The organism is Streptomyces sp. NPDC049597 (assembly GCF_040675505.1).
In the GTDB taxonomy this organism is placed as follows: domain Bacteria; phylum Actinomycetota; class Actinomycetes; order Streptomycetales; family Streptomycetaceae; genus Streptomyces.
Genome location: NZ_JBFAOY010000001.1, coordinates 684,205 through 709,399 on the forward strand (window position 1 = coordinate 684,205; position 25,195 = coordinate 709,399).

Consider the following 25,195-nt stretch of genomic DNA (forward strand, 5'->3'; position numbering starts at 1 on the left):
CGGGTCCTCCCCCGCCCGTGGAGACCGTCTCCCCCGTGCGGGGGAGCCGCGGTGCGGGGGCCCGCTGGCACGATGGCGGGATGCTCCGCTCGCTGCGCCCGCCGGCCCACCGGGTCGTCCGCAATCGTTGGCTGCGCCCGCTGATCCGCCGGGTCACCTACACCCGCTGGCTCCATCTGCTCATCAGCACCCTCGTCTTCGGCGTGTGGCTCTTCATCTCCGAGGACGCCCTGTACGTCCCGGTGATCGCGCTCGCGCTGCTGGGCTTCCTCCCGGCGATGCGGCTGGTCGAGGGGCTCCAGGCACGGCTGCTGCTGTCGCCGTACGGGTACAAGGACGACGCCTCGGGCATCGCCGTGGCGTCGTCGGCGACCTGGGCGGACCGGTGGCGGACCGTGCTGTGGCTCGAACTGCGGCTCGGCCTCGGCATGGTGACCGGCCGGGCCACGGTCGGGCTGCTCGGGCTCTCGACCGACCTCGCGCTGACGGCCGGCGGCGGCACTCCGGGCACGGGCTCCCTCATCCCGCTGCCGCCCGGCGAGGGCCACTGGTGGTACGCGCTGCTCGTCCCCGTGCCGATCGCGGTGCTTCTCGCCGCGGTCGTCGGGCTGGGCGAGCTGATGGCCTTCCTCGCGCGCCGCCTGCTCGGCCCGTCGGCGGCGGAACGTCTCGCCGCCCTGGAGGAGCGCACCGAACAGCTGCTGGAACGCAACCGCATCGCCCGGGAGCTGCACGACTCGATCGGTCACGCCCTGACGGTGGCGGTGGTGCAGGCGGGTGCGGCACGGGCGGCGGGCAGACCGGAGTTCACCGAACGCGCGCTCACGGCCATCGAGGAGACCGGCCGGGCCGCGCTGGAGGACCTGGAACGCGTACTGCTGGTGCTGCGCGAGTCGGGGCAGCGGCCCGCCGGCGGGCGGCCGACGCTCGCCGACGCGGACCGGCTGCTGGAGTCCGCCCGCGCCTCGGGCGCCGCACTGGACGGGGAGGTGTCGGGACCGCTGGCGCGGGTGCCGGGCCCCGTCTCCCGGGAGGGCTATCGCATCGTGCAGGAGGCGCTGACCAACGTGTTGCGGCACGCGGGCCCGGTGCCGACCCGGGTCAGGATCGCCGTCGCGGCCGGGCGGCTGGAACTGGAGGTGTGCAATCCGCTTGCCGGCGGCGGGAACGGGAACGTCAACGGCAGCGGAACCGGGAACGGCAGCGGCCTGCGCGGCATACGCGAACGGGCGGCGCTGCTGGGCGGGGAGGCGTCGGCCGGTCCGCACGGCGACGAGTGGCGGGTGAGGGTCGGACTGCCGCTGGACGGGCAGCGCTGAGGCCGGACGGGCCCCGCCGAGCCCGGAGTCCGCACTGCCGCCGGACCGCCTGCGCCGAGGCCGGGGGCCGGCCCGCGTCCCGGCCGCCACGACGGCCTACGCTGAGCGGGTGCCGATCACCGTACTGCTTGTCGACGACGAACCACTGGTACGGGCGGGCCTGCGTGCCGTGCTGGAGGCGCAGCCGGACATCGAGGTGACCGGGGAGGCCGCGGACGGGGCGGCCGTGATCCCGCTGGTGCGCAAACTGCGTCCGGACGTCGTGGCGATGGACGTCAGGATGCCGCTGCTCGACGGCATCGAGGCGACCCGCGCGGTACTGCGGACCGTCGACGCCCCGCCCAAGATCCTGGTGGTCACGACCTTCGAGAACGACGAGTACGTGTACGAGGCGCTGCGCGCCGGCGCCGACGGCTTCCTGCTCAAGCGGGCCCGCCCGGCGGAGATCGTGCACGCGGTGCGGCTCGTCGCGGAGGGAGAGTCGCTGCTCTTCCCCGCGGCGGTCCGCTCGCTGGCCGCCGAGTACGGGACCACGGCGGCCCGCGCGGCGATGGACCGGGCCGCCCTGACGGACCGTGAGGCGGCGGTGCTGCGTCTGATGGCGCGGGGCATGTCCAACGCGGAGATCGCCGCGCAGCTGGTCGTCGGCACGGAGACCGTGAAGACGCATGTGAGCGCCGTGCTGGCCAAGCTGGGCGCGAGGGACCGGACGCAGGCGGTCATCGCGGCGTACGAGTCGGGGTTCGTCACCCCCGCGTGAGCGATGGGTTCCGACTCGCGGCGGGGTCCACGCGGGCGAACGCGCCGAGTACACCGAGACCCGGCCGCGGCTCCGCACCGGGCTCCGCGAGGAGCGGGGCGTCGGGTGGTCGCGCACGAGCACGTTCGGTCGCCGGCACGGCCGGCGGGCGCGGCACTGGACGAGTCCGGCCCCGCCCGCCCCCGAACGGCGGGCGGCGGGGCCGGAGCCGCGGGTCACGCCGCGTGCGTCACAGGTGCGTCGGGGCGAACATCCGCAGCAGGGCGGGCAGTACGACCACCGACGGACCGGGCCGGGACAGCGCCTCGGCCAGGTCCTCGGACAGCGTCTCGGGGCTCGTCCGGGTCGCCGGGACGCCGAAGGACTGCGCCAGCGCGACGAAGTCCGGGCGCGCCAGTTCCGTCGCCGTGGCCTTCCCGAACGCGTCCGTCATGTACTCGCGCAGGATGCCGTAGCCGCCGTCGTCCACGATCAGCCAGGTGACCGGCAGGTCGTACTGGCGGGCCGTGGCCAGCTCGGCGATCGAGTACATCGCGCCGCCGTCGCCCGACACGGCGAGGACCGGGCGGGTGGGGTCGGCGGCGGCCGCGCCGAGCGCCGCAGGGAAGCCGTAGCCGAGGCCGCCGGCGCCCTGGGCGGAGTGCATCGTGTTGGGCCGGCGGGCGTCGAAGGCGGACCACGCCCAGTAGGCGAGGATCGTCATGTCCCAGAAGCTGGGCGAGTCGTCCGGCAGGGCCTCGCGCACCGAGACCAGGACCTGCTGCTCCAGGGTGAGTTCCTGGGAGTCGATCCGGGCGCGGACCGCGGCGAGGACCTCGCGCACGGCGTCGGCCGCCGACGGGTCGCGGCGGTCCCCCACCGTCTCCAGCAGGGCCGACAGCGCGAGGCGCGCGTCGGCGTGGATGCCGAGGCCGGCGTGGTTGGACTCCAGCTTGCCGAGGTCGGCCTCGATCTGGATCACGCGGCCGCGCGGGGCGAACGTGTGGTAGTTCGAGGACAGTTCACCGAGGCCCGAGCCGACGACGAGCAGTACGTCGGCCGACTCCAGGAAGTCGGTCGTGTGGCGGTCCTCCAGCCAGGACTGGAGGGACAGCGGGTGCTCCCAGGGGAAGGCGCCCTTGCCGCCGAAGGTGGTGACGACCGGCGCGTCGATCTTCTCGGCGAGCGCGCGCAGCTTGCCCGAGGCGTCGGCGCGCACCACGCCGCCGCCGGCGATGATCACGGGGCGCTCGGCGGTGGACAGCAGGTGGGCGGCCACGGCGGTCAGTTCGGGCCGCGGCACGACCTCCTCGGGCGTGGCGTCCGTCGCCGTGACGACCGGCAGAGCGGTCTCGGCGAGCAGGACGTCCTGCGGGATCTCCACCCACACGGGTCCGTGCGGCGCGGTCAGCGCCGACTTCCACGCCGCCGCGATCGCCGACGGGATCTGCGAGGCGGTGCGCACGGTGTGCACGGACTTCACGATGTCGCGGAACGACGCCTGCTGATCGCGCAGTTCGTGCAGGTAGCCGTGGCGTCCGCCGCCGAGCCCGGCCGTGGGGACCTGGCTGCCGATCGCCAGCACGGGCGACGAGGCCGCGGCGGCCTCCTGGAGCGCGGCGAGCGACATCAGCGCGCCGGGGCCGGTGGACAGCAGCAGCGGCGCGGCCTCGCCGGTGACGCGGCCGTAGGCGTCGGCGGCGAAGCCCGCGTTGTTCTCGACGCGCAGCCCGACGTAGGTCAGGGTCGAGCGGCGCAGCGCGTCGAACATGCCGAGCGCGTGCTGCCCGGGCAGCCCGAAGACGGTCGTCGCCCCGAGGCCCTGAAGGGTCTCGACGACGAGGTCGCCGCCGTTGCGCCCGGCGGGCGGGTTCAGCGCGGCCTCGGTCTGCGCGGCGGTGGGCCGCAGGACGAGGTCGTGGTCGTGGGTCACCGTGGCGTCCTCAGCATCTCGATCGTTCGTACGTCTGCCTCCGGGCGTCTGCGCCCGGAGCCGGGGCCTTCCGGCCTCCCGGCTCGACGTTACGCGCGCCTGCCCGGCCACCGGCCGGTCCCGGTGCCGGTCCCGGTGGCGGGACCGGCGGCGCGGTCACTTCGCGGCTTCGCCCGCGCCCTGGGCGCGGTTCGCGGCGATCTGGCGCGACATGATCGTGGTCAGCTCGTACGCCGTGTGCGAGGCGGCGACCGCGGTGATCTCGGCGTGGTCGTACGCCGGGGCCACCTCCACCACATCGGCCGAGACCAGGTTGCAGGAGGACAGGCCGCGCAGGATCTCCAGCAGCTCGCGGGAGGTCATGCCGCCCGCCTCGGGGGTGCCGGTGCCGGGAGCGTGCGCCGGGTCGAGGCAGTCGATGTCGATGGAGATGTAGAGGGGGCGGTCGCCGATGCGCTGGCGCAGCTGGTCGGCGACCTCGTCGGCGCCACGGCGGTAGATGTCGGACGAGGTGACGATGCCGAAGCCCATCTTCTCGTCGTCGGTCAGGTCCTGCTTGCCGTACAGCGGGCCGCGGGTGCCGACGTGGGACAGCGCCTCGGTGTCGAGGATGCCCTCCTCGACGGCCCGGCGGAACGGCGTGCCGTGGGTGTACTCGGCGCCGAAGTAGGTGTCCCAGGTGTCCAGGTGCGCGTCGAAGTGCAGCAGCGCGACCGGGCCGTGCTTCTTGGCGACCGCGCGCAGCAGCGGCAGCGCGATGGTGTGGTCGCCGCCGAGCGTCATCATCCGGGCGCCGGTGGCGAGCAGGTCGTCGGCCGCCGCCTCGACCGTCTCGACGGCCTCGTTGATGTTGAACGGGTTGGCCGCGATGTCACCGGCGTCGGCGACCTGGGCGAGCGCGAAGGGCGAGGCGTCCTGCGCCGGGTTGTAGGGGCGCAGGAGCCTCGACGCCTCACGGATGGCGTTGCCGCCGAAGCGCGCACCGGGACGGTAGGAGACCCCGGAGTCGAAGGGCACGCCGACCACGGCGACGTCGGCGGTGCCGACCTCGTCGAGCCGCGGCAGCCGGGCGAACGTGGCGGGTCCGGCGTACCGCGGGATGCGGGACGAGTCGATCGGACCGCGCGGCTGCTCGTAGCTGCTCATGTGTGATGCCTTCCTTCTGCGCTTCGTTGCGCATTCATCCAGTAGAGGACATTTGTCCGATTTTAACTGTGGACCGGGGCGGGCTCGGCGGCCGGGGCCTCCGGCTCGGCCTCGTCGCCTGCGCGGCCGGCCAGCCGCTCACGCCAGTTGGCGAGCACGGCGGGGTCGGTGGGCCGGGTGACCAGGCTGCCGACCACGTAGGCGGCGAGCGAGGCCAGCAGGCCGTAGTAGACGGGCTCGTTGGCGAGGATGCCGTAGGTCGCCATCAGGCCGACGACCGACAGACCTCCGACGGCCACGGCGGCGAGCGCGCCCTGCACGGTGCCGCGCTTCCACAGCAGGCCGCCGAGGATGGGCACCAGCAGGCCGCCGACGAGCAGGTTGTACGCGACGGTCAGGGCCTGGACGACGTCGTTGAGGGCGATGGCGATGAGGACGACGGCGACACCCATGATCAGGATGAAGGCGCGGTTGCCCTTGACCTCGTCGTGTTCGCCCTCCGCCTTCTTCGCGGTGAGGCCGCGCAGCCGCGACCAGATGTCGTTGTTGGCGACGGTTGCACAGGCGATGAGCGCGCCGGAGGAGGTGGACATGACGGCGGCGAGCGCGGCGGCCAGCACCAGGCCCCTCACGCCCATCGGCAGCTCGTCCTTGACGATGGTGGCGAAGGCGTCGTCGGCGCTGGGCAGCTTCGGGTAGAGCACCTTGGCGGCGGTGCCGATGACGGCGCCGGCCAGGGCGTACGCGAGACAGTACGTACCGGCGACGGTGCCGCCCCACTTGGCGACCTTGTCGGTGCGGGCCGTGAAGACCCGCTGCCAGATGTCCTGACCGATGAGCATGCCGAAGGTGTAGATCAGGACGTACGTGAAGATCGTCTCGCCGCCGATGCCGAGCGGCTCGAAGTACGCGGTCGGCAGCGCGGCCTTCATCTCGGCGAAGCCGCCCGCCTTGACGACCGCGATGGGCAGGAGCAGAAGCAGCACGCCGATGGTCTTCACCACGAACTGCACCATGTCGGTGATGGTGATGGACCACATGCCGCCGAGCGTCGAGTAGGCGACGACGATCGTGCCGCCGAGGACGATCGCGGCCGTCCGGGGCAGGTCGAAGAGGACGTCGAAGATCGTGGCGTAGGCGATGGTCGAGGTGACCGCCAGCATGAGCGTGTACGCCCACATGACGACGCCGGAGATGACGCCGGCCTTGCCGCCGTAGCGCAGGTCGAGCATCTCGGAGACGGTGTAGACCTTGAGCCGGGCTATCCGCGCGGAGAAGAAGACGGACAGGGCGAGCAGGCCGAGGCCGATGGTGAAGACCATCCAGGCACCCGAGAGTCCGTACTTGTAGCCGAGTCCGACGCCGCCGATGGTGGACGCGCCGCCGAGGACGATGGCGGCCATGGTCCCGGAGTACATCCAGGGCCCGAGGCGGCGGCCCGCGACGAGGAACTCGCTCTTGGACTTGGCGCGGCGCATGCCCCACCAGCCCATCGCCAGCATGCTGGCCAGATACAGGACGATCACTGTGTAGTCGACGGCCATGGGGCCCTCCTCTGCTCACCTCGGTGGCGTGTCGTGCGGGGAAAGGTGCCAGGGCCGTTCGCGGGGACATCCGCCCGTACCCGCTGCCGCTGGATGGCACGACAGTAGGTGGCCGGAAAGCGACGCTGAAGTGTACGTTTCCTCCACTGTTCCTACGATGGATGTACGAAGGGTCCACGGTCATGTCCGCACAGGAGCCCACATCCACCCCACCGGCGCCACCGGTCCCGCTCGCCGCCCTGCTCGCCCGCCGGGACCTCGGGCTGCGCCTGCTCACGGGTCCCGAGGACGCCGCCCTCCACTGGGTGCACACCTCCGAGATGGCCGACCCCTATCCGTACCTCCTGGGCGGTGAGCTGCTGATGACGGCGGGCGTGCAGCTCACCGACCCGGCCCGGTACGTGGAGCGGGTCGTGGAGGCGGGCGCGGCGGCACTCGGCTTCGGCGTGACACCGGTGTACGACACCGTCCCGGCGGAGCTCGTCGAGGCCTGCACCCGGCACGGCCTGCCGCTGATCGAGGTGCCACCGCAGACGCCGTTCACGGCAGTGGCGAGGGCGCTGTGGCGGCTGATGGCCCAGGCCCGCCTCCAGGAACTGCGCCGGGTGACCGAGGCCCAGCAGTCGCTGGCGACGGCGGCGGCCCGGCCGGCCCCTGTGCCGGCGGTGCTCGGCGCGCTGGCCTCGCGGCTCGGCGGACGTGCCGTGCTCTTCGCCCCGGACGGCACGGAGACGGCGGCGGCCGGCCGGCCGGTCCCGGATGCGGCGAGCCGGGCGCTCGCGGATCTGGCCGGCGTGGTGGGACCCCGTCCGGGCGGCCCGGCGACGGCGAGCGGGGACGGCGGCGGACTGCGGCTCGCCGCGTACGCGCTGGGCGGCTCCGACGGCCTCACGCTCGGGGTGGCGTCCGAGACGCACGAGCCCGGGAACCACACGATCGCCGGGGTGGCCGTCGTTCTCCTGTCCCTCCTCACCGCCCCGCGACAGGCCGGGGACTCGGCGGTGCGCGACGCGGCCCTGGTCCGCCTTCTGCTCGGCGAGGCCCCGGCCGACACGGCGCGCACCCTTGATCCGGGCCCCTGGACGGTGGTCCACGCCCGGGGCGGCGACGGTACCCCGTTCGCGGCGGCGGCCCTGGCGGCGGCGCTGGGCACCCCGCTGTTCGAGACGCCGGAGGCCACGGCGGTGCGGCTGCTGCTGCCTGCGAGCACGGCCGTCGTGGCGCAGCCCGACTGGACGCTCGGGGTCAGCGCCCCCGTCGAGGCGCGCGACCTGGCCGCCGCCGACACACAGGCGGCCCGTGCCCTGCGCCGTGCGCTGACGGCACGCAAACCCCTGGTGCGCCACCGCGACGCGGGCCCGTTCTCCGCCGACGCCGCCCGCGCGCGGCTGGCCCCGCTCGCGGACTCCCCCGCGCTCGTCGAGACGCTGCGCACCTGGCTCTCGCTGCACGGCAGCTGGGACCGGACGGCGGCGGCGATGGGGATCCACCGCAACACGGTCCGCCAGCGCATCGCGCGCGTCGCCGCGCTGCTGGACGAGGACCTGGACGATCCGGACGTCCGGATGGAGCTGTGGTTCGCGCTGCGGCAGGGGTGAGAGGCCGGACGTCCACGGATCCGTGGAAAGCCCACCAAGAACGCCTGCCAGGACTGTCATGACAAAGCCAATTCCCTTGCAGGGCAGGTGTGTTGGAATTTCCGCATGACCATCGCCCCTGACGGCACCACCCGGTCCACACCGGACGAACCCGCCCGTCGTCTGCGCGCCGAGATCACGCGGCTGCGCGAGGAAGCGGAGCGGCAGCGCAGGCTCGCCCACCGCAGAGCGGAGTTCTGGACCAAGGTCGACATCGCCCTCGGCTTCCCCGCGGCCCTCCTCGCCGCGACGGCCGGCGCCACGGGCCTGGCCACGGCGAACGCCCGCATCCCGGCGGCGCTGGCGGCCCTGGCCGCGGCCGGGTTCGCGGCGGGCGCGGGCTTCCTCCGCAGCGACAACCGCCGCCGGGCCAACAAGCGCGCCCGCCACGCGTGGGCGGCGACGGAGGGCCGGGCCACGGTGAAGCTGACGCAGGAACACCTGACCCACGAGGACCTGGCCGAACTGCTGGAGTACCGCCAGGCGGCCCTGGCCGCCTACGACGGTGACGAGCCGTCGGGCTGAGCGCCGGGCCGCCGCCGCGGGGTCCTCTGCGTGCGCAGCATCACTATGGACACTTTCAACAACTGCCGGGTAACTTGCTCTGAGCAAGCGCTTAGACATTGTCGTACCCCGCAGTCACGAGGAGGCGTCCGTGCGCCGGACCGTATTCAACGAGGACCACGAGGCGTTCCGGGACACCATCCGGGCCTTCGTCGAGGCCGAGGTCGTCCCCGTCTACGACGACTGGTTCGCAGCGGGCCAGGCGCCGCGCGACTTCTACTACAAGCTCGGCGAGCTGGGCGTCTTCGGCATCAACGTCCCCGAGGAGTTCGGCGGCGCCGGCCTGGACACCCACAAGTTCGAGGCCGTCCTGTACGAGGAGACCTCCCGCGCGGGCGTCAACTTCGGCGGCTCCGGCGTGCACGTCCTGCTCGCCCTGCCCTACATCAAGATGCTCGCCACCGACGAGCAGAAGAAGCGCTACCTGCCGAAGTTCGTCAGCGGCGAGGAGATGTGGGCGCTGGCGATGACCGAGCCGGGCACCGGCTCCGACGTCGCGGGCATGAAGACCACCGCCAAGCTCTCCGAGGACGGCACGCACTACGTCCTCAACGGCGCCAAGACCTTCATCACCGGCGGTGTGCACGCCGACCGCGTCATCGTCTGCGCCCGCACCTCCGCCCCGAGCGAGCAGGACCGCCGCTTCGGCATCTCCCTGTTCGCCGTGGACACCAAGTCCGAGGGCTACTCCATCGGCCGCAAGCTCGACAAGCTGGGCCTGCGCACCTCCGACACCGCCGAGCTGGCGTTCGTCGACGTCAAGGTCCCGGTCGAGGACCTGCTCGGCGAGGAGAACAAGGGCTTCTACTACCTCGGCCAGAACCTGCCCTCCGAGCGCTGGGGCATCGCCTTCGGCGCGTACGCGCAGGCCAAGGCCGCCGTCCGGTTCGCCCAGCAGTACGTGCAGGAGCGCACCGTCTTCGGCAAGCCGGTCGCCACCTTCCAGAACACCAAGTTCGAGCTGGCCGCCTGCCAGGCCGAGGTGGACGCCGCCGAGGCCGTCGCCGACCGCGCCCTGGAGGCCCTGGACGCCGGCGAGCTCACGCCCGCCGAGGCCGCCTCCGCCAAGCTGTTCTGCACCGAGGTCGCCCACCGCGTCATCGACCGCTGCCTCCAGCTGCACGGCGGCTACGGCTACATGAACGAGTACCCGATCGCCCGCCTGTACGCCGACAACCGCGTCAACCGCATCTACGGCGGCACCAGCGAGGTCATGAAGTCGATCATCGCCAAGTCGATGGGCCTGTAGGTCGCGGACGTGACCCAAGCGCTCGACGAACTGCTCGATCTGCTCGACCTGGAGCAGATCGAGCAGAACATCTTCCGGGGCAGCTCGCGTTCCGCCCTGGTCCCGCGTGTCTTCGGCGGGCAGGTCGCGGCCCAGGCGCTCGTCGCCGCGGGCCGCACCGTCCCCGCCGACCGCACGGCGCACTCGCTGCACTCCTACTTCCTGCGCATGGGCGACCCGGGCGCGCCGATCGTCTACACGGTCGACCGCATCCGGGACGGCCGGTCGTTCACGACCCGCCGGGTGGTCGCCGTCCAGCACGGGCAGCCGATCTTCCACCTGTCGGCGTCCTTCCAGGTGCCCGAGGAGGGGCTGGAGCACCAGGCGGACATGCCGGCGGCGCCGGACCCCGAATCGCTGCCGACGGCCGCCGAGATGCTGCCCCGGCACCTGCCTCTCGAGGTCGCCCAGCGGCTGATCGAGGCCCGGGCCGCCGTGGACCTGCGCTACGCGGACACTCCCCCGTGGGGCAGCGTCGGCGAGCCGCGCGAGCCGCGCTCCCAGGTCTGGTTCCGCACAAACGGCAAACTCGCTGACGACCCGTTGCTCCACGTCTGCCTCGCCACGTACGTCTCCGACATGACGCTGCTCGACTCCGTGCTCCTCGCACACGGCCGGGGCGGCTGGGCGGTCGGCGACGTGGTGGGCGCGTCACTGGACCACGCGATGTGGTTCCACCGGCCGTTCCGCGCGGACGAATGGCTGCTGTACGACCAGCAGTCGCCGTCCGCGTCCGGCGGCCGCGGCCTCGGCCAGGCGCGCATCTACACGCAGGACGGCCGGCTCGCGATCTCGGTCATCCAGGAGGGCGTGGTCCGCGTCCCCCGCTGACCGTGACACCCCGGCCGCTCAGGCGGCCGGGGTGTGGGCGGTGAAGGTGACGCGCGAGGTCTCGCCGTCCAGCTCCACGCTGAGCGCCGCGTCGAGAGCGCGTGCGAGGCGGGCGAGCAGGGGCAGCGTCGGCATGGTGCCGCCGAGCTCCAGCTTGGAGATCTGAGGCTGTGTCATCCCGGCGCGCTTGGCCAGCTCGGTCTGGGAGATCCCGACCTCGGTGCGCCGGTCGTGGACCGCCTGCCCGAGGTCATGAGACAGCCGGATCTCTTCACGCATCTTTTCCAGCTCCGGACCTTCACTGATCCCTTTGGCGATCTCCTTGTCGCGGGAGAGTTTCCATCGCGCGTGACCTGTCATCGGAGCTGCTCCTTATTGAAGATGCGGGTGTATTCCTCATGTGCCGGTTCGTGTTGGGCCGCGCAGGTCGCCTGCGCCCGTTTGGCGCGGGCGACTTCGGAGGACTCGCGCAGCTTGCTCTTCCTGAAGACGGTGAGCAGGATGATCCTCCGTCCCGGTGCAAGCCAGTACGGGATCCGTATGGCGTCACGATCGTTTCCAAGGTCGAACCGCAATTCGCGGACAGCGCCTCCGAGATGGCGCGAGTACGGCTCCCCGAGGGTGGTGGGACTGTCGACCAGACGCTCCACAATGTCCTCCACATTGAGATAGTCGCGTGGGGACAGGTTGGCGAGCCACAGCCTGACCTCGCGTTCGATCTCGACGACATAAGGATCTTCCATACAGCCGAACGTATATATCGTCGAGTGTATGGCAGGGCGCAAGCGGCAGGAAGTCCGCCAATCGAGTCACCGGCTTCGTGGTTGACCGCCCACAGGAAGTGGCCCTGTGGGAGTGCCCCGGCCGCTCAGGCGGCCGAGGTGTGGGCGGTGAAGATGACGAGGACGCCTTGTCAGGCGTCCCGGGTCGTCGGGCCGGACGGGCCGGTCAGGGGCAGGAGTGCGTCGAGCACGTAGCCGCCGTCCGGTGTCGGGTACGCGGACAGCGTGCCGCCCAGGGCCGCCGCGCGCGTGCGCAGGCCCGGCAGACCCTCGCCCCCGCTGTCGGGGGCCGGGCGGGGCGGCCCGGCCGGCGGGGTGTTGCGGACGGCGATGCGCAGGCCGTCGTCCGTACGGCGGACCGAGACCGTGGCCTCGGCCCCCGGCGCGTGACGGCGGACGTTCGCCAGCGCCTCCTGCACGATCCGGTACGCGGCGTGCTGGACCTCCGGCGGGCAGTCGGCCGCCTCCAGCCGGTCCAGCTCGGCCCGTACGCCGCCGCCGGCCGCCTCGACGAGCTCCGGCAGCTGCGCGAGACCCTGGCCGGGGCGGCGGATCGTCCGGCGCAGGTCGGCCGCGGCCCGCCGGGCCAGTTCGCCGAGCGTCTCGGCCTCGTCCCGGCAGGCGGGGGACTCCACGGACGCGGCGAGCACCGACGACCGCAGGCTGATCAGGCTCAGGTGGTGGGCCGCGGTGTCGTGCACGTCGCGGGCCAGCCGTTCCCGCTCCCGCAGCGCGGCCTGTTCGGCGGCGTACAGGCGTTCACGCTCCCGCGACAGGGCCAACTCGGCGAGGCGGGCCGCCAGTTCGCGGCGGGCACGGCCGAGGAGGCCCAGGGCTGCGGGCGCGACGGCCAGCAGCCCCGCGAGCAGGACCCCCAGGGTGACGTCGGGGAGGGACCACGGATAGTCACCCATGTTCCGCCACGGCACGAACGACACGACGGCCACGGCCGCCGCCGATGCGACCACCTCGCAGCGGCGCCGCTCGGACGCGGCGACGGCGTGCAGCGCGGCCATCGCCGGAATCCACAGCACGCCGGTGGCCAGGGTCGGCAGGGCGAGGAGCATCAAGGCGCGGGGGAAGCGCCGACGCAGCGGAAGCACGCACGCGACGACCGGCGAGGCCCAGACCGCCCAGTCGGGGAGCCAGTGCCCGGTGGCCAGTGCCTCGGCGAGGGCGGCGGCTACGACCAGGGCCTCGACGGCGACGGTCGCAGGCTCGGGCCGGCGCCGGGGACGGCCCGGTCGCGGAAGGCGGAGCCGCGCTCGCGCGTGCCCCGAACGGCCGTCCCCGGCCCTGCCCGACCCCCGACCGCCGGTCCGGGCACGTCCGGACCGGCGGTCGGGCCCCGGCCGGGTCGCCCCGTCGCGCCCGCGCCCCCGCGCGCCCGCGCTCATGGCGTGGCCGACCGGTGGACCACGGTCGCCAGCGCGACGCGGCTGTCGACCGACAACTTCCGCTTCAGCGCGCCGATGTGGGTCTTGACCGTCGTCACTCCCATGCCGAGATGGGCCGCGATGTCGGCGTTGGACAGTCCGGCCGCGATCAGTGCCAGGACGTCCCGTTCGCGGGCCGTGAGGCGGTCGAGGGCCTCGGGCGCGCGGGGGGCGGCCGCCGGGGCCGCGGCCGCGTACCGGGAGAGCGCCTCGGCGCTGCCGGACGGCGTGCAGACCACCCCGCCCGCCGCGAGGAGCCGCACGGCCTCGGTGAACATCCGCGGCTCGGTGGTCTTGAGCAGGAAGCCCGACGCCCCCTCGCGCAGCGCGCGTTCCACGTCGGCCGCGGTGTCCAGGGCGGTGAGCATCGCGACGGCGGGCGGCCGCGGCAGGGCCTTCAGGGCGCGCAGCACGTCGAAGCCGTGCGCGGACGGCATGTCGATGTCCAGCAGGACCAGGTCGGGCGCGAGGTCGCGCACGGCGTCGACGGCGTACGGGCCGTCGCAGGTGCCGGCGACGGTCACGCCGTCGGCCGAGCCGAGAACCTGCTGGAGCGCGGTGCGTACGAGTTCCTCGTCGTCGACGAGGAGGACCCGCACCGGCCTCAAGTCGTAGGGCAAAGGTCGTCCTGTGGTCTGAGCGATGCGGCGGCGGCTGCTGGGAGTCTGGATGCAGATCCTAGGCAGTACCCGCCGGGCATCCCCGTGCGCCCCACACGCACGGGGCGGCTCGCGGTCACTGCTCGGGGCGCCACAAGCGCCCGTGCGGATCCCCGGGGGCCGACCATCCCCCGGGACCACGCCTGCCCGGGCGGCGCACCGGGACCGTCGAAGGAACCGACACCCGTGAGCGCTCAGCCGCCGGCCGAGGAGGAACCGTCGTACGACGACCCGTCGTCGTACGACGCGGCCGGGACCACCGGGTGGGCGACGGCGTCACCCGCCGCACGGGCGCTGTGGACCGTCGGCGGGGGCGCGCTGATCCTGGGCGCCGTGGTGCTGCTGATGGTCCTGCGTGACTGGTCCGCCGGGCTCCCCGGCGGTGTCCGTCAGGGCCTCGGGCTCGTGGTGCGGGGCGCGCTGATGCTCATGCTGCTGGGCGGCACGTACGGCGTCGTGCGCGGCACCTGGCGCGACTGAGGGCCCGCAGGCCCGGCCTCACGCGGCCGGGCCGAGCCCGGCCGCGTCCAGCAGGTACGCCGTCATCGGGTCGTAGAAGCGCGGGTCGGTCACGTGGTCGTCCAGCGGGACCGTCACCTGGAGGGTGCCCTCGGCCTCGCCGATGAACAGGGCCGGGTCGTTGCAGTCCGCGTAGCCGACGGCGTCGATGCCCCGCTGGCCCGCGCAGCCCGCCCAGCCGTGGTCGGCCACGACCAGGTCGGGCAGCGGCCGGCCCTCGCGCGCGAGACCGTCGAGGATGGCGGCCATCGGCGCGGGCGAGTGGGTGTGCCACAGGGTCGCGCCGCGCTCCAGCACGGCGACGTCGGCGAACTGGAAGACCATGCCCTCGTCGGCCATCAGGCCGCCGGGGATGCGTACGATCTCGCATCCGGCGGCCCGGAGCGCCTCAGCGGTCTGCCGGTGCACGTCCAGCAGGCCGCCGGGGTGCCCGGTCGCGAACAGCACCCGCTCCTGCGCGTCGGCGGCCTTGCGCAGGCGCGCGGCCATGCGCTCCAGGGCGTCGACGGTCAGCTCGGGGTCGATGGTGTCCTGGCCCTGCCGGTGCTCGGGGTCGTCGTCGACGCCGCACCGTTCGGCCATGACGGCCAGCACGTCCTGCTCGTCGCTCCAGCGGTCGCCGAGCTCCAGCCCCAGCCAGTAGTGCCGGTCTCCGTTGGCGAGCCTGCGGTAGTGGGAGAGGTTGTTGTCGCGGGGGGTGGCGACGTTCCCGGCGATACGTGTGCGGACGAGGTGGTCGACCAGAGCGGCGCGGCTGGGTATCGGCATGAGCCCATTGTGCCGTGGGGTGCGCGGAGCGTACGCACCGTCTTGTCCTGCGGACGTGTCGCACGTCCGCGGGACGCGCGGCCGGCGGCCCGTCGGTCAGCCGGTCAGCCGGTCAGCCGGTCAGCCGTCCGGAGAGGGGCCCCTTCAGCCGCTCAGGGACGCGAACGCCCCGTGCGCCAGCCGCCGCAGGAGCGACTCGGTCGCCGCGCGGCCCAGCGGGCCTCCCCCGTTCGCACCGAGGTGCGGGGTCGAGTTGAGCAGGCCGAACACCGCGTGCACGGCGGCCCGCGCCTCCGACTCCGCCACGGCCGGATGCAGCTCGCGCACCACCGTCACCCACAGCTCCACGTACTGGCGCTGCAGCTGGCGGACCAGCTTGCGGTCGCTGTCCCGCAGGCGGTCCAGCTCGCGGTCGTGCAGAGTGATCAGCGGGCGGTCGTCCAGCGCGAAGTCGATGTGCCCGTCGATCAGGGACTCCAGGACCGCGTCCGGGCCCGCCGACGCCTCCTCGACCCGCAGCCGGCCACCGCTCAGGAGCCGTTCGCTGATGCCCACGAGCAGCTCCGCGAGCATCGCGTCCTTGCCGGGGAAGTGGCGGTAGAGACCGGGTCCGCTGATGCCCACCGCGGCCCCTATCTCGTCGACGCCCACGCCGTGGAAGCCGCGCTCGGCGAAGAGGCGCGCGGCCTCCTTGAGGATCTGCTCGCGGCGCGTCGGGGCCGAGGTCCTGGTGCTCATGGGAATTCATTCTAGACAGGGCTGTTAGCGGTCGTTAACCTTGGAGCAACACGTTAACGCTCATTAACCGAGCAAGGGAGCTCGAGCAATGCAGCAGGCACCAGTGCTGGCGAGCGCCGCGGACCCGGCGTCCGAGGCCTGGCAGGCCAACGAGGCGGCACACCAGGAGCTCGCCGACGGTCTGCGCTCACGCCTGGCGGCGGCCCGCCTCGGCGGCGGCGAGAAGGCGCGCGCCCGCCACACCGCGCGCGGGAAGCTGCTTCCGCGCGACCGCGTGGACACCCTCCTCGACCCCGGCTCGCCGTTCCTTGAGCTCGCGCCCCTCGCCGCGGAGGGGATGTACGACGGACAGGCGCCGGCGGCCGGGGTGATCGCCGGGATCGGCCGGGTCAGCGGCCGCGAGGTCGTCGTCGTGGCCAATGACGCCACCGTCAAGGGCGGCACGTACTACCCGATGACGGTGAAGAAGCACCTGCGCGCCCAGGAGGTGGCCCTGGAGAACCGGCTGCCCTGCGTGTACCTGGTCGACTCCGGCGGCGCGTTCCTGCCGATGCAGGACGAGGTCTTCCCCGACCGCGAGCACTTCGGCCGGATCTTCTACAACCAGGCCCGCATGTCCGGCGCGGGCATCCCCCAGATCGCCGCGGTGCTCGGCTCCTGCACCGCCGGCGGGGCGTACGTGCCGGCCATGAGCGACGAGGCCGTGATCGTGCGCAACCAGGGCACGATCTTCCTCGGCGGCCCGCCGCTGGTGAAGGCCGCCACCGGCGAGGTCGTCACCGCCGAGGAGCTCGGCGGCGGCGAGGTCCACTCGCGGATCTCCGGCGTCACCGACCACCTCGCGGAGGACGACGCGCACGCGCTGCGGATCGTGCGGAACATCGTGGCGACCCTGCCGGAGCGCGGGCCGCTCCCGTGGTCCGTCGAGCCGGCCGAGGAGCCCAAGGTGGACCCGGCCGGGCTGTACGGCGCGGTCCCCGTCGACTCGCGCACGCCGTACGACGTGCGCGAGGTGATCGCCCGGATCACCGACGGCTCCCGGTTCGCCGAGTTCAAGTCGGAGTTCGGGCAGACGCTGGTCACCGGCTTCGCCCGGATCCACGGCCACCCGGTCGGCATCGTCGCCAACAACGGCATCCTGTTCGCCGAGTCCGCCCAGAAGGGCGCCCACTTCATCGAGCTGTGCGACCAGCGCGGCATCCCCCTGCTCTTCCTGCAGAACATCTCCGGCTTCATGGTCGGCAAGGACTACGAGGCGGGCGGCATCGCCAAGCACGGCGCCAAGATGGTCACGGCAGTGGCGTGCACGCGCGTGCCCAAGCTGACCGTGGTGGTCGGCGGTTCGTACGGCGCGGGCAACTACTCGATGTGCGGCCGTGCGTACGGCCCCCGGTTCCTGTGGATGTGGCCCAACGCCAAGATCTCGGTGATGGGCGGCGAGCAGGCCGCGTCCGTGCTGGCCACGGTCAAGCGCGACCAGCTGGAGGGACGCGGCGAGGAGTGGTCCGCCGAGGAGGAGGAGTCCTTCAAGGCCCCGATCCGCGCCCAGTACGAACAGCAGGGCAATGCCTACTACGCGACGGCCCGCCTGTGGGACGACGGCGTGATCGACCCGATGGACACCCGCCAGGTGCTGGGTCTGGCCCTGACCGCGTGTGCCAACGCCCCGCTGGGTGAGCCCGGCTTCGGCGTCTTCCGGATGTGAGGGACCTTCCACGATGACGATGTTCGACACCGTTCTGGTCGCCAACCGCGGCGAGATCGCGGTACGCGTGATCCGCACCCTGCGGTCCCTCGGCGTGCGCTCCGTGGCCGTCTTCAGCGACGCGGACGCCGGCGCCCGCCATGTGCGCGAGGCGGACACCGCCGTGCGCATCGGGCCCGCGCCGGCCGCCGAGAGCTATCTCTCGATCGACCGCCTGCTGGACGCGGCCGCACGGACCGGCGCCCAGGCCGTCCACCCCGGCTACGGCTTCCTCGCGGAGAACGCGGGCTTCGCCCAGGCGTGCGCCGAGGCCGGTCTGGTCTTCATCGGCCCGCCCCCGTCCGCGATCTCGCTGATGGGCGACAAGATCCGCGCCAAGGAGACCGTGCGGGCGGCCGGCGTCCCGGTCGTCCCCGGGTCCTCGGGCAGCGGGCTCACCGACGAGGAACTGGCCGCGGCCGCCCGTGAGATCGGCATGCCGGTGCTGCTCAAGCCCTCGGCGGGCGGCGGCGGCAAGGGCATGCGCCTCACCCGCGTCGAGTCGGCGCTGCTCGACGAGATCGCGGCGGCCCGGCGCGAGGCACGCGCGTCGTTCGGCGACGACACCCTGCTCGTCGAGCGCTGGATCGACCGCCCGCGCCACATCGAGATCCAGGTGCTGGCCGACGGCCACGGCAACGTGGTCCACCTCGGCGAGCGCGAGTGCTCGCTCCAGCGCCGCCACCAGAAGATCATCGAAGAGGCCCCGTCCGTCCTGCTGGACGAGGCGACGCGTGCCGCGATGGGCGAGGCGGCCGTGCAGGCGGCCCGTTCCTGCGGTTACCGGGGCGCGGGCACGGTGGAGTTCATCGTCCCGGGCACCGACCCTTCGCAGTACTACTTCATGGAGATGAACACCCGTCTCCAGGTCGAGCACCCGGTCACCGAGCTCGTCACGGGTCTCGACCTGGTGGAGTGGCAGCTGCGGGTCGCGGCGGGTGAGCGACTGCCGTTCGCCCAGGACGACATCACCCTCACGGGCCACGCCGTCGAGGCGCGCGTCTGCGCCGAGGACCCCTCGCGCGGCTTCCTGCCCTCCGGCGGCACGGTGCTGCGTCTGCACGAGCCCCAGGGCGACGGGGTGCGCACCGATTCCGGCCTGACCGAGGGCCTTGAGGTGGGCAGCCTGTACGACCCGATGCTCTCCAAGGTCATCGCGTACGGCCCCGACCGGGCCACCGCGCTGCGCAAGCTGCGCGCGGCCCTGGCCGAGACGGTGACGCTGGGCGTGCCGACCAACGCCGGTTTCCTGCGCCGGCTGCTCGCCCATCCGGCGGTCGTCTCCGGCGAGATGGACACCGGCCTGGTCGAGCGGGAGGCGGAGGCACTCGTTCCGGACGGAGCGCCGGACGAGGTCTACGAGGCGGCGGCGGCCGTGCGGGCCGCCGAGCTGGCGCCGCCGCGGACGACGGGCTGGACGGACCCCTTCTCGGTGCCCAGCGGCTGGCGGATGGGCGGCGAGGCGGCCCCGCTCGCCTTCTCGCTGCGCGTGCCGGGACTCGACCCCGTCACCCACACCGTGGGGCGCCAGGCGGCCGCCCGTGTCGAGGAGGGCACGGTCGCCGTCGAGATGCACGGCGTCACGCACACCTTCCACCGCGCGGGCGACTGGCTCGGCCGGGACGGCGACTCCTGGCACGTGCGGGACCACGACCCCGTCGAGGCGGCCCTCAGCGGCACCGCGCACAGCGGCGTGGACACCCTGGCCGCGCCGATGCCCGGCACCGTCACCGTCGTCAAGGTGGCGGTGGGCGACGTGGTGGCGGCCGGTCAGAGCCTGCTGGTGGTGGAGGCGATGAAGATGGAGCACGTCATCTCCGCACCGCACGCGGGCACGGTCACCGAGCTCGACGTCACCGCGGGCTCGACCGTCGCCATGGACCAGGTGCTCGCCGTGGTCACCCCGGACGAGACCGACGAGGAGGCGGGGGCATGACCGGCACCGAAGGACTGCCCATGACGGTGCGGGCCCACGGCCTGCCGCCGAGGGTGCGCATCCACGAGGTCGGCCCCCGCGACGGCCTGCAGAACGAGAAGTCGGTGGTTCCGGTCGAGGTCAAGGCGGAGTTCATCCGCCGGCTGGCCGCCGCCGGGCTCACCACCGTGGAGGCGACGAGCTTCGTCCACCCCAAGTGGGTGCCCCAACTGGCGGACGCCGAGCAGCTGTTCCCGCTGGTCGCCGACCTCCCCGGGGTGCGGCTGCCCGTCCTCGTGCCGAACGACCGCGGCCTGGACCGGGCCCTGGGCCTCGGCGCCCGCGAGATCGCCGTGTTCGCCAGCGCCACGGAGTCTTTCGCCAAGGCCAATCTCAACCGCACGGTCGACGAGGCGCTCGCCATGTTCGAGCCGGTCGTCACCAGGGCCGTCGAGCACGGTCTGCGGGTGCGCGGCTATCTGTCGATGTGCTTCGGCGACCCGTGGGAGGGCCCGGTCCCGGTCGACCAGGTCGTCGCGGTCTCCCGCCGCCTGCTCGACATGGGCTGCGACGAGCTCAGCCTCGGCGACACGATCGGCGTGGCGACGGCCGGCCACGTGCGCGCGCTGCTGACCGCGCTGAACGACAGGGGCGTGCCGAGCACCGCGATCGCGGTGCACTTCCACGACACCTACGGCCAGGCCCTCGCCAACACCCTCTCCGCGCTCGAGTGCGGAGTGACCACGGTGGACGCCTCCGCGGGCGGCCTCGGCGGCTGCCCGTACGCGAAGAGCGCCACCGGAAACCTCGCCACCGAAGACCTCGTGTGGATGCTCGACGGCCTCGGCATCGAGACCGGGGTCGACCTCGGCCGGCTCACCGCCACCAGCGTGTGGATGGCCGAACAGCTGGGCCGTCCCAGCCCCTCCCGTACCGTCCGCGCCCTCTCCCACAAGGAGTGACTCCCTGATGTCCCTGGACCACCGGCTCTCCGCCGAGCACGAGGAACTCCGCCGTACGGTCGAGGAGTTCGCGCACGACGTGATCGCGCCCAAGATCGGCGACTTCTACGAGCGCCACGAGTTCCCCTACGAGATCGTCCGCGAGATGGGCCGCATGGGCCTGTTCGGGCTGCCGTTCCCCGAGGAGTACGGCGGCATGGGCGGTGACTACCTCGCCCTCGGCATCGCCCTGGAGGAGCTGGCCCGCGTCGACTCCTCGGTGGCCATCACCCTGGAGGCCGGCGTCTCGCTGGGCGCCATGCCCGTCTACCGGTTCGGCACCGAGGAGCAGAAGCGCGAGTGGCTGCCGCGGCTGTGCTCGGGCGAGCTGCTGGGCGCGTTCGGCCTGACCGAGCCGGAGTGCGGCTCGGACGCGGGCGGCACCCGGACGACGGCCGTGCGCGACGGCGACGAGTGGGTCGTCAACGGCTCCAAGTGCTTCATCACCAACTCCGGCACCGACATCACGGGCCTGGTGACGGTGACGGCCGTGACGGGCCGCAAGCCCGACGGCCGTCCGGAGATCTCGTCCATCATCGTCCCGTCGGGCACGCCGGGCTTCACGGTCGCCGCCCCCTACTCCAAGGTCGGGTGGAACGCGTCGGACACCCGCGAGCTGTCGTTCTCCGACGTCCGCGTCCCGCTCTCCAACCTGCTGGGCGAGGAGGGCCGGGGCTACGCCCAGTTCCTGCGCATCCTCGACGAGGGCCGCATCGCCATCTCGGCGCTGGCGACGGGGCTCGCGCAGGGCTGTGTCGACGAGTCGGTCAAGTACGCGAAGGAACGTCACGCCTTCGGACGGCCGATCGGCGACAACCAGGCCATCCAGTTCAAGATCGCCGACATGGAGATGCGCGCGCACATGGCGCGCGTCGGCTGGCGCGACGCGGCATCCCGGCTGGTGCGGGGCGAGCCGTTCAAGAAGGAGGCGGCGCTCGCCAAGCTGTACTCGTCGACGGTGGCGGTGGACAACGCCCGTGAGGCGACCCAGATCCACGGCGGCTACGGCTTCATGAACGAGTACCCCGTCGCCCGGATGTGGCGCGACTCCAAGATCCTGGAGATCGGCGAGGGCACGAGCGAGGTCCAGCGGATGCTGATCGCACGGGAGTTGGGCCTCGGCGGCTGACCCACCGCGTCGAGCGCGCGCGACCTGCCGGACGGCGGGCCGCGCGCGTTCGCGTATCGGCGGCCGGCCCGCCCGATGTCCGGGATCACGCTCTCGCCCGGAGCCGGGCGAGCAGGCCACGCTGGACACTTTCTGAGGTTAGGCTAACCTATCTTCGGATCTGGCCAGTGGCCGAAGCAGCACGCACGAAAGCGGACATCATCATGCCCAACGCCCGCGCATCCCACCTCACTCGCCGCGGCCTCCTCGCCGCCGGCGGCGCCCTCGGGCTCGGCGCGGCACTCGCCGGCTGCGGCCAGGACGAGGGAGGGAGCAGCGGCTCGGGCAAGGACTCCGCGAAGAACGCGGGCCCCTGGTCCTTCAAGGACGACCGCGGCACCACCGCCGAGTCGAAGGCCGTCCCGAAGAACATCGTCGCCTTCACCGGCACCGCGGCCGCGCTGTACGACTACGGGATCCAGGTCAAGGGTGTTTTCGGCCCGACCAGGACACCGGAGGGCAAGCCCGACGTGCAGGCCGGCGACCTGGACATCAGCAAGGTCGAGATCCTGGGCAACGTCTGGGGCGAGTTCAACGTCGAGAAGTACGCCGCACTCGCGCCCGAACTGCTCGTCACCGACATGTGGGACAAGAACGCCCTCTGGTACGTACCGGACCAGTCGAAGGACAAGATCCTCAAGCTGGCCCCGAGCGCCGCGCTGTGGGCCGCCGGGGTCGACATGCCCACCGCGCTGGCCCGCCGCGCCCAGCTGGCCGAGTCCCTCGGCGCGGACCTGACGTCGCAGAAGGTCACCGACGCCAAGGCCCGCTTCGAGAAGGCCGCCGAGCGGCTGCGCCGGGCGGCGAAGGCCAACCCCGGCATCAAGGTGCTCATCGGCTCCGGCAGCGCCGACCTGTTCTATGTCTCGACGCCGGACCGCCCCACCGACCTGAAGTACTTCAAGCAGCTCGGCGTCGACATCATCACGCCGTCGAAGCTCGACGCGACCGGCTGGTTCGAGGAACTCAGCTGGGAGAACGCCGACAAGTACGACGCGGACATCATCATGCTCGACAACCGCACCGGCACACTGCAGCCCGCGGACCTCGACAAGTCCAAGCCGACCTGGGCGAAGCTCCCGGCCGTCAGGGCCGGTCAGGTCATCCCGCGCGTCACCGAGCCCGTCTACTCGTACGCCAAGTGCGCGCCGGTCCTCGAGGACCTGGCCAAGGCCGTCGAGAACGCCAGGAAGGTCTCCTGACGACTCCGGCTCACCTTCACCGGAGCCGACGGCGGTCTCGACGGTTTCGCGACCGGAGGCCGCGGCCAGTCCCTGTCGCTCTTCCTCCCGTCCGCTACCGCGCCGGCCAGGGAACCTGCGCCGAGCGGTAGTAGTCGATCCCCAGCGCCTCCATCCGCGGCCCCTGCGCCGCGAGACGGAGCCGGTAGTCGTCCCAGTCGTGCGTCGCCGCGGGCGACCAGCCGAGCTCGGCCACCCCGGGCAGGCGCGGGAACGCCATGTGGTCGATGTGCGCGTTCGTGGAGATCGTCTCCGTCCACAGCGGCGCCTCGACGCCCGCGATCGCGCTCTCGGGGACGCCCCGAAGATAGGCGCCCGGGTCCCAGTCGTACGAGCGCCGGACCTCGACGTAGCCGGCCCAGGACAGGCCCAGCTCGGTGTCCTTGTCGTACTTCATGTCGAGGTAGATCCGGTCGGCGGGCGACAGGATCAGCCGGGTGCCGTTCTGCGCGGCCCTGGCGACCTGCGCCTTCTCCGCCGCACTGGTGCCGTCCAGGCCCCAGTACTGGGCGAGCGCGCCCTCGGCCGGGGTGGCGCCGGTCAATTGGTGCCAGCCGATGACGGTCTTGCCGTACTTCGCGACGACCGGCTGCACCCGGTTCATGAACGTCACGTAGTCCGCGTGGCTCGTGGAGTGGGCCTCGTCGCCGCCGATGTGGAGGTACTTCCCGGGCGTGATCGCGGCGAGCTCCCGGATGACGTCGTCCACGAAGTCGTACGTCACGGCCTTGGGCACGCACAGGGAGCTGAACCCGACGGCCGTGCCCGTGTAGAGCGGCGGCGCGACGCCGTCGCAGGTGAGCTCGGCGTACGAGGCGAGAGCGGCGTTCGTGTGGCCGGGCATGTCGATCTCCGGCACGACCTCGATGTAGCGGTCCGCCGCGTACCGCAGGATCTCCTTGTACTGGGCCTTGGTGTAGTAGCCGCCCGGCCCGCCGCCGATCTGGGTGGAGCCGCCGTAGGTGGCCAGGCGGGGCCAGGAGTCGACGGCGATGCGCCAGCCCTGGTCGTCGGAGAGGTGCAGGTGCAGCTTGTTGATCTTGTAGAGGGAGATGTTGTCGATGTAGCGCTTGACCTGGTCGACGGAGAGGAAGTGCCGGGAGACGTCGAGCATGGCGCCGCGGTGGGCGAAGCGCGGGCTGTCGGTGATGGTGCCGCCCGCGACCTGCCAGGGGCCCGGCTGGCGTGTGTCCTTCTCCACCCGGGAGGGCAGCAGCTGGCGCAGGGTCTGCACACCGCGGAAGAGGCCCGCGGGCCGGTGGGCGGTGAGGGTGAGCGCGCCGTGCGAGGACTGGAGCCGGTAGCCCTCCTCGCCGAGCGCGGCCTCCGCGCCGCTCAGCCGCAGCCGGATGGCGCCGGCCGAGGGACGGTCGGTGACCGGCAGGGCGTAGCCGGTGGAGGGGCGCAGCACCTCGGCGAGCCGGGCGCCCACGGCGCGTGCCGCGGCGGAGCCGTCGGTGCGGATACGGGTCCGGGCGGTGAGCGTGAACGGCGCTCCGCCCGGCTCCACGGAGGCGGGGACGGGGACGGTCCGGCCGAGCGGGCGGACGTCGGGCTCGGCGGCCTCGGCGGGCGTGGCCGCGAGCCCGGAGGCCGCGGCGCCCGACAAGGCGGCCGCCACCAGAAGCAACAGCGAACCGAGCAGTCGCGGAATCGGTCTGGGCTGACTCACAGGGGTCCCTTCGACGGGGGTCTCGACTGTGCGCAGAGCAACCGAACTGTCACCATGCGTACCTCGCGCCTCAACCGCGGTCAAGGTGTAGACCACTCGCTCACCCGCACGACGGCGGGAATCCGCCCCCGCCGGAAGTCGCCAGAAGGCGGTGCCTGGCGTTCGACGCCGAGGCGACCCGTATCGCACCCGCGAAGGGGCATGCTGCCCGGAATCGGGCAGGATTCTTGCAAAGCCGCTCCTCCACCCCTCAATATCTACGAGTGCTCGAACACCGCCCGTCGTCCCACGACGACCTCGTCGACCATCTGGTGCGCAGCACCGCGCTCCAGCGCGGTGAGGCGGTCCGGGTGGTCCTCGACGTGCTGGCGTACTTCGACGAGACGACCGAGGAATTCGTTCGCCGCCGCCACCGTGAGCTTCAGTCCGGGGGCGCCGTGAACGCCGAGATCTTCGAGCGCATCGCGGCAGAACTGCCGCGCCGCGCCGTGGCGCCGCCGGAGCTCTCGCTCCGCCAGCTGCGCCGCATGGTCTACGGCTGACCGGCCGGT

At 72.7% G+C, this 25,195-nt stretch carries 23 protein-coding genes; 13 read left to right on the plus strand and 10 right to left on the minus strand.

From position 1 onward, the window contains the following. Positions 1–80 precede the first annotated feature (80 nt). Both AB0K02_RS03020 and AB0K02_RS03025 read left to right on the plus strand, forming a co-directional pair. On the plus strand, positions 81–1,319 hold the full coding sequence (locus AB0K02_RS03020) for a histidine kinase (protein ID WP_365990556.1): 1,239 nt from the start codon (positions 81–83) through the stop codon (positions 1,317–1,319). 109 nt (positions 1,320–1,428) lie between these two features. Further along, on the plus strand, positions 1,429–2,079 hold the full coding sequence (locus tag AB0K02_RS03025) for a response regulator transcription factor (RefSeq protein WP_365990557.1): 651 nt from the start codon (positions 1,429–1,431) through the stop codon (positions 2,077–2,079). Between the two features lie 229 nt (positions 2,080–2,308). Here AB0K02_RS03025 and AB0K02_RS03030 read toward each other — a convergent pair whose 3' ends face one another. The 3 genes from AB0K02_RS03030 to AB0K02_RS03040 all read right to left on the minus strand — a co-directional run bounded on the left by AB0K02_RS03030 (position 2,309) and on the right by AB0K02_RS03040 (position 6,681). Next, positions 2,309–3,991 carry a thiamine pyrophosphate-binding protein gene (locus tag AB0K02_RS03030; RefSeq protein WP_365990558.1) on the minus strand — a complete coding sequence of 561 codons (1,683 nt, stop codon included), beginning with the start codon at positions 3,989–3,991 and terminating at the stop codon, positions 2,309–2,311. Between the two features lie 156 nt (positions 3,992–4,147). Next, the gene (gene speB, locus AB0K02_RS03035) at positions 4,148–5,137 is read right to left on the minus strand and encodes an agmatinase (protein WP_365990559.1); all 990 of its coding nucleotides are present in this window, start codon (positions 5,135–5,137) and stop codon (positions 4,148–4,150) included. Between the two features lie 62 nt (positions 5,138–5,199). Beyond that, entirely contained in the window at positions 5,200–6,681 is a 1,482-nt protein-coding gene (locus tag AB0K02_RS03040; RefSeq protein WP_365990560.1) for a sodium:solute symporter, read from the minus strand. A gap of 182 nt (positions 6,682–6,863) precedes the next feature. On the opposite strand from AB0K02_RS03040, the gene AB0K02_RS03045 reads away from it, so the two are divergent. The 4 genes from AB0K02_RS03045 (at position 6,864) to tesB (ending at position 11,001) form a co-directional block, all read left to right on the plus strand. Then, positions 6,864–8,279 (plus strand): PucR family transcriptional regulator, encoded by a 1,416-nt coding sequence (locus AB0K02_RS03045; protein ID WP_365990561.1) that lies wholly within the window; start codon positions 6,864–6,866, stop codon positions 8,277–8,279. Positions 8,280–8,384: 105 nt separating this feature from the next. Next, entirely contained in the window at positions 8,385–8,843 is a 459-nt protein-coding gene (locus tag AB0K02_RS03050) for a hypothetical protein (RefSeq protein WP_365990563.1), read from the plus strand. A 130-nt stretch (positions 8,844–8,973) separates the two neighbouring features. Continuing rightward, entirely contained in the window at positions 8,974–10,131 is a 1,158-nt protein-coding gene (locus AB0K02_RS03055) for an acyl-CoA dehydrogenase family protein (RefSeq protein WP_365990564.1), read from the plus strand. A gap of 9 nt (positions 10,132–10,140) precedes the next feature. Beyond that, positions 10,141–11,001: an acyl-CoA thioesterase II gene (gene tesB, locus AB0K02_RS03060; RefSeq protein WP_365990565.1), complete on the plus strand. Its 861-nt coding sequence runs from the start codon at positions 10,141–10,143 to the stop codon at positions 10,999–11,001. Positions 11,002–11,019: 18 nt separating this feature from the next. Here tesB and AB0K02_RS03065 read toward each other — a convergent pair whose 3' ends face one another. The 4 genes from AB0K02_RS03065 to AB0K02_RS03080 all read right to left on the minus strand — a co-directional run bounded on the left by AB0K02_RS03065 (position 11,020) and on the right by AB0K02_RS03080 (position 13,839). Then, complete coding sequence (locus tag AB0K02_RS03065) at positions 11,020–11,361, minus strand: helix-turn-helix transcriptional regulator (RefSeq protein WP_365990566.1); 342 nt, start codon at positions 11,359–11,361, stop codon at positions 11,020–11,022. Beyond that, a complete protein-coding gene (locus AB0K02_RS03070; RefSeq protein ID WP_365990567.1) occupies positions 11,358–11,744 on the minus strand; it encodes a type II toxin-antitoxin system RelE/ParE family toxin in 387 nt (128 codons plus the stop codon). Before AB0K02_RS03070 ends, AB0K02_RS03065 begins: the two co-directional genes overlap by 4 nt. Before the next feature lie 170 nt (positions 11,745–11,914). Continuing rightward, positions 11,915–12,886, minus strand: coding sequence for a histidine kinase (locus AB0K02_RS03075; RefSeq protein WP_365990568.1), 972 nt, complete (start codon positions 12,884–12,886; stop codon positions 11,915–11,917). Between the two features lie 290 nt (positions 12,887–13,176). Continuing rightward, positions 13,177–13,839, minus strand: a complete 663-nt coding sequence (locus AB0K02_RS03080) for a response regulator transcription factor (RefSeq protein WP_365990569.1) — start codon at positions 13,837–13,839, stop codon at positions 13,177–13,179. Positions 13,840–14,064: 225 nt separating this feature from the next. Here AB0K02_RS03080 and AB0K02_RS03085 point away from each other — a divergent pair, with 225 nt between their 5' ends. Continuing rightward, positions 14,065–14,358, plus strand: coding sequence for a hypothetical protein (locus AB0K02_RS03085; RefSeq protein ID WP_365990570.1), 294 nt, complete (start codon positions 14,065–14,067; stop codon positions 14,356–14,358). 18 nt (positions 14,359–14,376) lie between these two features. On the opposite strand, the gene AB0K02_RS03090 is transcribed toward AB0K02_RS03085, so the two are convergent. Both AB0K02_RS03090 and AB0K02_RS03095 read right to left on the minus strand, forming a co-directional pair. Beyond that, a complete protein-coding gene (locus tag AB0K02_RS03090; protein ID WP_365990571.1) occupies positions 14,377–15,165 on the minus strand; it encodes a phosphatase in 789 nt (262 codons plus the stop codon). Between the two features lie 144 nt (positions 15,166–15,309). After that, positions 15,310–15,903 (minus strand): TetR/AcrR family transcriptional regulator, encoded by a 594-nt coding sequence (locus AB0K02_RS03095; protein ID WP_365990572.1) that lies wholly within the window; start codon positions 15,901–15,903, stop codon positions 15,310–15,312. Positions 15,904–15,991: 88 nt separating this feature from the next. Here AB0K02_RS03095 and AB0K02_RS03100 point away from each other — a divergent pair, with 88 nt between their 5' ends. From AB0K02_RS03100 to AB0K02_RS03120, 5 genes are all read left to right on the plus strand, one after another. Beyond that, positions 15,992–17,608 (plus strand): carboxyl transferase domain-containing protein, encoded by a 1,617-nt coding sequence (locus AB0K02_RS03100; protein WP_365990573.1) that lies wholly within the window; start codon positions 15,992–15,994, stop codon positions 17,606–17,608. Positions 17,609–17,627: 19 nt separating this feature from the next. Continuing rightward, complete coding sequence (locus AB0K02_RS03105) at positions 17,628–19,583, plus strand: acetyl-CoA carboxylase biotin carboxylase subunit (protein WP_365990744.1); 1,956 nt, start codon at positions 17,628–17,630, stop codon at positions 19,581–19,583. Beyond that, complete coding sequence (locus AB0K02_RS03110) at positions 19,580–20,524, plus strand: hydroxymethylglutaryl-CoA lyase (RefSeq protein ID WP_365990574.1); 945 nt, start codon at positions 19,580–19,582, stop codon at positions 20,522–20,524. The genes AB0K02_RS03105 and AB0K02_RS03110 overlap by 4 nt, the downstream gene beginning before the upstream one ends. 7 nt (positions 20,525–20,531) lie before the next feature. Next, positions 20,532–21,692 carry an acyl-CoA dehydrogenase family protein gene (locus AB0K02_RS03115; protein ID WP_365990575.1) on the plus strand — a complete coding sequence of 387 codons (1,161 nt, stop codon included), beginning with the start codon at positions 20,532–20,534 and terminating at the stop codon, positions 21,690–21,692. Between the two features lie 203 nt (positions 21,693–21,895). Beyond that, positions 21,896–22,933, plus strand: a complete 1,038-nt coding sequence (locus AB0K02_RS03120; protein WP_365990745.1) for an ABC transporter substrate-binding protein — start codon at positions 21,896–21,898, stop codon at positions 22,931–22,933. A gap of 94 nt (positions 22,934–23,027) precedes the next feature. Here the strand turns inward: AB0K02_RS03120 and AB0K02_RS03125 are convergent, their stop codons facing one another. Continuing rightward, positions 23,028–24,644 carry a beta-N-acetylhexosaminidase gene (locus tag AB0K02_RS03125; protein WP_365990576.1) on the minus strand — a complete coding sequence of 539 codons (1,617 nt, stop codon included), beginning with the start codon at positions 24,642–24,644 and terminating at the stop codon, positions 23,028–23,030. A gap of 263 nt (positions 24,645–24,907) precedes the next feature. On the opposite strand from AB0K02_RS03125, the gene AB0K02_RS03130 reads away from it, so the two are divergent. Next, positions 24,908–25,186: a hypothetical protein gene (locus tag AB0K02_RS03130; RefSeq protein ID WP_365990577.1), complete on the plus strand. Its 279-nt coding sequence runs from the start codon at positions 24,908–24,910 to the stop codon at positions 25,184–25,186. Positions 25,187–25,195 lie beyond the last annotated feature (9 nt).